Below are 6,045 nucleotides of genomic sequence, written 5' to 3'. Positions count from 1 at the left end.
TTGCTGGACTCGGCCAATGCTGTTGTGACGGAGTTGAACAATCTCTCGCAACTGGTCAGCCAGCAACGCTCGGAAGCTGATCGCGAGATCGCAGACGGCGTGAACGTCGTAAATGCCGCGCTGAAGCAGGTCGAAGAACTCAACGGTTTGCTGGCGGGCATGGACCGCTCGACATCCCAGGCAGCCGCACTGATGGATGACCGCGACAGAACACTTGATACAATCGCAGAATATCTGCCAATCGAAGCGATTCCGCGCGATGGTGGCGTTGTGGATGTCATAACTGTCGAAGGTGTCTACCTCGTTGCGGGAACTGCCAAGCAATTGGAATTCTCGCCCGCCAATTCATTTGGCGCGGATATGACACTGGACAATGGTGCACTTTCGGGCCTCTCGGTGAATGGGCAGGAACTGACGCCCGGTGCGTCCAGTTACGCCGCTATATCGAGTGGTATGTTCGGCGCGCTCTTCACCTTGCGCGACACAGACCTTCCAAATTTTGGAGCCCAACTCGATACGATCGCCAACGACCTTGTGACCCGCTTGTCGGATGACTCGATCGATCCGACAAAAGTACCCGGCGAGTTCGGCATGTTTGTCGACACAGGCACGCCGGGCGATCCGGGTCTCGCTGGTCGCATCGACCTGAACGCCCAAGTTGACCCGGCACAAGGCGGTAGCCTTTGGCGGTTGAGGGATGGCATCGGCGCCGCAGTTGAGGGCCCGCCCGGAGACAACTCCATTCTTTCTGCTATGTCCAACGCCTTCACCAAAATACAATCGATGAATTCGAACGGTATCCAGGGCGGCTTCTCTGCAACCGAATTGGTTGCACATGTTGCGTCACTCACCGGGCAAACCCGTATCTCTCACGAATCAGTGCTTTCTTCGGCATCCACGCAGCACGACCTTCTGATTGAGGCCGAATTGTCTGAGACCGGAGTCGATATCGATAGTCAGATGCAGGACTTGCTAGCAATCGAACAGGCTTATGCAGCAAACGCCCGGGTCATCGAGATTGCGAACCAGATGATGCAGAAGCTGATGGAGATCTGATATGGACCGCTTCTCTATTTCCTCCGGCCTGATGACTGCCAGCCTCGGTCAGCACATTTCTGAATTGCGGACCCAGATCGGCAAAACATCGACAGAGGCCACGACGGGTCGATATGAGGACCTTACGCTTCATCTATCCGGCCGGATCGGTAAGGCCATGCTTGGTCAGAAGGCGCTGGCAGACATCTCAACTGATCGCGAAGTCCTCAACCTGCGCGCGAGCCGACTGTCGCTGATCCAAACAAGCCTGGGCACGGTTCAAGAGAGTTCAAGTGGCATCGCCGCAAACATGCTGAGCGCTATCGGCGGCGAGCATGAAACAGATGTGGGTATTGCAGCACGGGACGCAAAGGCCGCCCTGTCCGCGTCGCTCTCGTCTCTGAATGCGCGATATGGAGACCGCTTCCTCTTCGCAGGAGACGCTACATCCACGCTTCCCTTTTCCGATCAGTCCGCACTTTTGGCTGACATCGAGCTGATTGCGGATAGCGCAACCGACAGTGCCGACTTCGCGACTCAGCTGGATGACTATTTTACCTCGCCAACAGGCGGTTGGTTGCAGAATATCTACCAAGGCAGCACGACCGCGTCCGACCCGGAGAGCGTCACCGCAGATAATGACGCAATCAAGTCGCTCATCAGAGATTTGGCCGTATTGGCAATCTCGGGTCCGGATGGCCCACTCGCCTCTTTGGACGGTTACAAAACGCTTGTTCAGGAGACATCTCTGAGCCTGTCGTCGAGCGAAACGCAAATCACCAATCTACGGGCAGATCTCGGCGTATATGAAGAGCGGAATGCGATCGAACAAAAAACGCTCGACACGGAAGAAACAGTACTGACTGCGTCATTCAACGATCTGACTGCGCGAGACCAGTATGAAGCCGCAACGGAGCTGCAATCGCTGCAGACGACGTTGGAAGCATCTTATCTGATTACTGCCCGCCTGTCCCAACTGTCACTCCTGAATTATCTGGGCTAAGAATGATGCTTCGGAAAACACTCCTCATCGCCGCGCTCTGCTTTGGTCTCTTCGGGGGTTCCGCCCCTGCCGATGCGCAAACCCGCCTTCGGGATATCGTCGATGTTGAAGGCGTGCGGCAAAACGATCTTATCGGATATGGTATCGTGGTCGGCCTCAATGGCACGGGCGATTCAGTTCGAAACTCACCGTTCACAGAAGACTCGCTGACATACATGCTTGAGCGCCTTGGCGTGAATGTCCAAGGTGAGGATATCAAGCCCAACAATGCCGCAGCTGTTCTTGTGACAGCCACGCTACCCTCCTTTGCACGTAATGGATCGACCATAGACATATCGGTCGCCTCGATCGGAGACGCCAAGAGCCTTGAGGGCGGCACCCTGATCCTCACGCCCCTGAAGGGCGCAGACAATGAAGTTTATGCAGTCGCTCAAGGTAGCATCATCGTCTCCGGTATTGATGTTCAAGCCGCCGCCGCACGCGAAACGCGTGGTACGCCGACAGCAGGCGCCATCCCGAATGGGGCCCGCATCGAGCGTGAAATCGGCTATGACTTCAATGACCGCGAGAGCCTGACACTCGCCCTGCGCGATCCGGATTTCACGACAGCCGCCCGCATCGAAGACGTCATCAACTCGGCCTATGGTGCCCAGATCGCCTATACTCGTGATCCTGGCACGATTGATCTGGACCTTCGCGGGATCAATGGGACGCCCTCCCGTATCCTCGCAGATATCGAAAACTTGCCCGTCAGCGTGTCTGTGCCGGCGCGAATAGTGATTGATGAGAAATCCGGTACGATCGTACTTGGCGAGGATGTCACCATTTCCAAAGTTGCGATTGCTCAGGGCAACATCTCTATCAAGGTGGTGGAAAGCCCCGTTGTGTCCCAGCCGAATCCGTTTGCGCGAGGCGAGTCCATCGCCCTGCCCCGCTCACGCATCACAATCGGCCAGACCGGCAGTAAGAATATTGCGATGCTGAACCCAAACGTGTCACTCTCAGAGTTGATATCTGGGCTGAATGCGCTAGGGGTTACGCCTCAGGAAACTGCCGATATCATTCGCACAATGAAAGCAGCGGGCGCCCTTCACGCAGACCTGATCATCCGTTGAACTGGTAAGACAAGTTGGACAGGAACTTATTCGTGTCAGGCCCTACTCGGCCTCGTCTTCTTCAGGCTTGCCGACCTTGATCGCCCCTTCCCGCTTGAGGGTCATCAGGGACATCAGGAACTGACGTTGGAGCTTCTCGCCCTTCTCAGCAGATATTTTTCCCACGTCTTCGAGCTGTAGGCGATACTGGTCCGCCAAGCGCGACGAGATGTTGCTGAGCAAATAATCCGAAACTTCCGATCCACCCTCGCGGAGACTCGCAAGGAGTTGGACCATTGTCTCTTCGCCAAGTTCCCGGAATACAATTGCAACAGCTTCTCGGGGCAAAATTTCTGGCAGGCTGCTGATGGTAAACATGACCCGCTCGATGCTTTTCATCTTGCCTTCATGCTCGCTACTGAGGAAGGCCATGATCCGATCACGCTTGTCACTCGGGACAAGGCTGAGCATTTCACCAATGGATTCCAAGTGAGCCGTATCTTCGGTTGCGCCCGGACCAGCTTCAGTATTGTTCAGCAATTCAATCTCGACCATGTGGGCAAGCACGGAAAAGATTTCCGGGTCTGGCGCCTCATCCTCGACCAAATGACCGACCACCGGGTCCAGTTGCTCCTCACCCAGAAAGCCGACAATTTCCGATGCCGCAGCGACATCCAATCGGCGCAGGATTAGAGCGATGATATTGGGGGTCAGTGTCAGAAAATAGGTTGCGACCTGTTGCGCATCATAATTCTCAAGCCGCTCCCAGGTGTCGCCAACCTCTTCCACCACGACTTCCTGTTGTGGCTCGCCAGTACCGTATATCTGATCATAGCGTTTCTGATCGAGGATGTTCGCGATGACTTCACGAGCCTTGTCCTGTCCTCCGGAGAACGAACCGCTCGCGGCGCGCAATTCTTTCAGGAAGTCGATTGCAATCTCAACAAGCTGCTCCCGAGGAAGTTTGGAAACTGTTTCCAACGCAGCAGCAACCTGGGCCATGGTCTGGTCATCAAGACGCTCAACGATGGGACGTGCCTCGGCTTCACCAAGCATGGCAATGACCACAGCAGCCTTCTGTGCACGCGTCAGACCCGCAATGCGCGAGGAGCCAGTCTGTGGCCCTGTTCTGGCTACAGCCTGCCTTTGTGTCGGTTGTTTCAACTCTACGACCGAACTCATCCGGCATATCCTCGCAAAAGTGCTTCCGTTATCTTCAACCAGCCATCCGCCAGAACTATGAATCCAACCTTAAAAGGAAGCGAAACCACGGTCGGCGGCACCATCATCATGCCGACTGCCATCAGAACAGATGAGACGACCAGATCAATAACAAGGAATGGCAGGAAAATTACGAAGCCGATCTGAAATGCGTGCTTGATCTCGGACAACATGAATGCCGTCGAAAGCAGAGCGAATGTTGGCTCCTCCCCTTCCACCACAGGGCGGTTCACCGCATCGGCAAGAACAGGGATGGTTTCTGGATCGACACGGGCCGTCATGAATTCACGAAAAGGCGTTGTCGCGGCCGTCCAGGCCTGCCCCTCGTCAATTGTACCCTCCATGTATGGAGAGATGCCTGAAGACCATGCTTCCATGAAGGTTGGCTCCATGACGAAGAAGGTGAGGAACATGGCAAGCGCCATAATGAGCATGTTTGGAGGCGCTTGCTGTACGCCGATGGCCTGACGCAGAAATGAAAAGACAATAATCATGAATGGCAGACAGGTCGCCATCATGGCGATGCCTGGCGCCAGACTGAGCACTGTCACCAAAACAAGCAGTAGTACGACAGAGCCGCTGAGTCCGCCCTCGCCGCCATTCCCAAGGAATCCATCCGGAATGGTTATCTGAGCTGGATCAACGGATTGCGCGTAAGCTGCGCCGGAAAGCGCATACAGGAGAATTAGTATGAACAAGCCGCCAGCAAAACGCGGCAGGTGTTCAAGTCCCCTTAGCATCGGGATCCTCCGCGATCTCCGTGATTTTTACGCCTAAACCACCCTCCTCCGTCTCAATCAACTCGCCTCGCGCGATGAGCCGGTTGTCTACCGAAAGAGATACAGGGTCTTCTATGCGCGCCGCGAGCGCGATCACGGAATCCGGTTTCAAATCCAGTATTTCAGAAACGGTCAGACGCTTCTGGCCGATGGAGACGATCACATTGACCGGGACGTTATAGATGGATCGATAGACTTTGCCGCCCGGCAAGGCCTCATCCTGCTCAATCATGTTTTCGTCCGAAGGCGTCATTTCGGGAATAGCCATCACAATGTTTCCTTCTGATTCGTTTGCATAGACTGCAGTCGGCCAAGGCAGGCCTCCAGCAACCCGTCGAATTCCAACGACAATCCGCCCGTCACCCAGGACACTTCCACACCCTGGCGCTCGGATGCAGGCGTCGGAGAAACGAGGCATCGGTTGGCAAGTTTGTTTGAGCGCTGAACAACATCCTGAATGTCATTTGCAAGAAGCTCGGGAGCCGTGATTTCCACTCGATTTGCCGATTCCGGTAACAGGCTTGGCAATTGTCGACCAATCTCTTCTGCCAAGAACATTTTTGAAAGTTCCGGGAACAACTTTTCCGCTATCGCGGTAACCCAGTTCGTTGTTTGAACAAGCAGAAGATCATTCGTACGCTCAATCTCTTCCGACAATCGCGTCAAGAGAACTTCCACATTCGGATCGAGCGCCGGTACAATCTCGGCTGGCGCCTCGGGCTCATGAAAATCTACAGCGGTTACAGTATCCGCCATTGTACTGGCGGTGCCAGCCGTATCGTCAGTAGTCTGGTCAAATCTCGGCAGGTTGGCGAAAGGCGACTCACTCATTGACCAGCGCCTTCCGGTCTTCGTTCAGCCACTCCTGAAGCAGGCTTGCTGTTTCATCCTGGCGCTCCCGAGTATAGTCTTT

7 protein-coding genes are annotated in these 6,045 nt (G+C 55.0%); 3 read left to right on the top strand and 4 right to left on the bottom strand.

Going from position 1 to position 6,045, the window contains the following annotated elements; all coding sequences use genetic code 11:
- From B4F73_RS12790 to B4F73_RS12780, 3 genes are all read left to right on the top strand, one after another.
- A partial coding sequence (locus B4F73_RS12790; protein WP_290481695.1) for a FlgK family flagellar hook-associated protein occupies window positions 1–1,056 on the top strand: 1,056 nt, incomplete at its 5' end.
- A 1-nt stretch (window position 1,057) separates the two neighbouring features.
- Window positions 1,058–2,038: a flagellin gene (locus B4F73_RS12785; RefSeq protein ID WP_290480184.1), complete on the top strand. Its 981-nt coding sequence runs from the start codon at window positions 1,058–1,060 to the stop codon at window positions 2,036–2,038.
- Window positions 2,039–2,040: 2 nt separating this feature from the next.
- The gene (locus B4F73_RS12780; RefSeq protein WP_242517422.1) at window positions 2,041–3,153 is read left to right on the top strand and encodes a flagellar basal body P-ring protein FlgI; all 1,113 of its coding nucleotides are present in this window, start codon (window positions 2,041–2,043) and stop codon (window positions 3,151–3,153) included.
- A 42-nt stretch (window positions 3,154–3,195) separates the two neighbouring features.
- Here the strand turns inward: B4F73_RS12780 and B4F73_RS12775 are convergent, their stop codons facing one another.
- From B4F73_RS12775 to B4F73_RS12760, 4 genes are read right to left on the bottom strand one after another with little or no spacing between them, the layout of a single operon-like run.
- On the bottom strand, window positions 3,196–4,314 hold the full coding sequence (locus B4F73_RS12775; protein ID WP_290483455.1) for a FliG C-terminal domain-containing protein: 1,119 nt from the start codon (window positions 4,312–4,314) through the stop codon (window positions 3,196–3,198).
- Window positions 4,311–5,093: a flagellar type III secretion system pore protein FliP gene (fliP, locus tag B4F73_RS12770; protein ID WP_206991613.1), complete on the bottom strand. Its 783-nt coding sequence runs from the start codon at window positions 5,091–5,093 to the stop codon at window positions 4,311–4,313. Before fliP ends, B4F73_RS12775 begins: the two co-directional genes overlap by 4 nt.
- On the bottom strand, window positions 5,077–5,400 hold the full coding sequence (locus tag B4F73_RS12765) for a FliM/FliN family flagellar motor switch protein (protein WP_206991614.1): 324 nt from the start codon (window positions 5,398–5,400) through the stop codon (window positions 5,077–5,079). The genes fliP and B4F73_RS12765 overlap by 17 nt, the downstream gene beginning before the upstream one ends.
- Window positions 5,400–5,963 carry a hypothetical protein gene (locus B4F73_RS12760; RefSeq protein WP_290483454.1) on the bottom strand — a complete coding sequence of 188 codons (564 nt, stop codon included), beginning with the start codon at window positions 5,961–5,963 and terminating at the stop codon, window positions 5,400–5,402. Before B4F73_RS12760 ends, B4F73_RS12765 begins: the two co-directional genes overlap by 1 nt.
- Window positions 5,964–6,045: the final 82 nt, after the last annotated feature.

The sequence above is a fragment of the Hyphomonas sp. UBA3601 genome, from assembly GCF_002375605.1.
In the GTDB taxonomy this organism is placed as follows: Bacteria; Pseudomonadota; Alphaproteobacteria; order Caulobacterales; family Hyphomonadaceae; genus Hyphomonas.
Note: the sequence above shows the minus strand (reverse complement) of the source record. Positions and strands in the feature narration are given on the sequence as shown.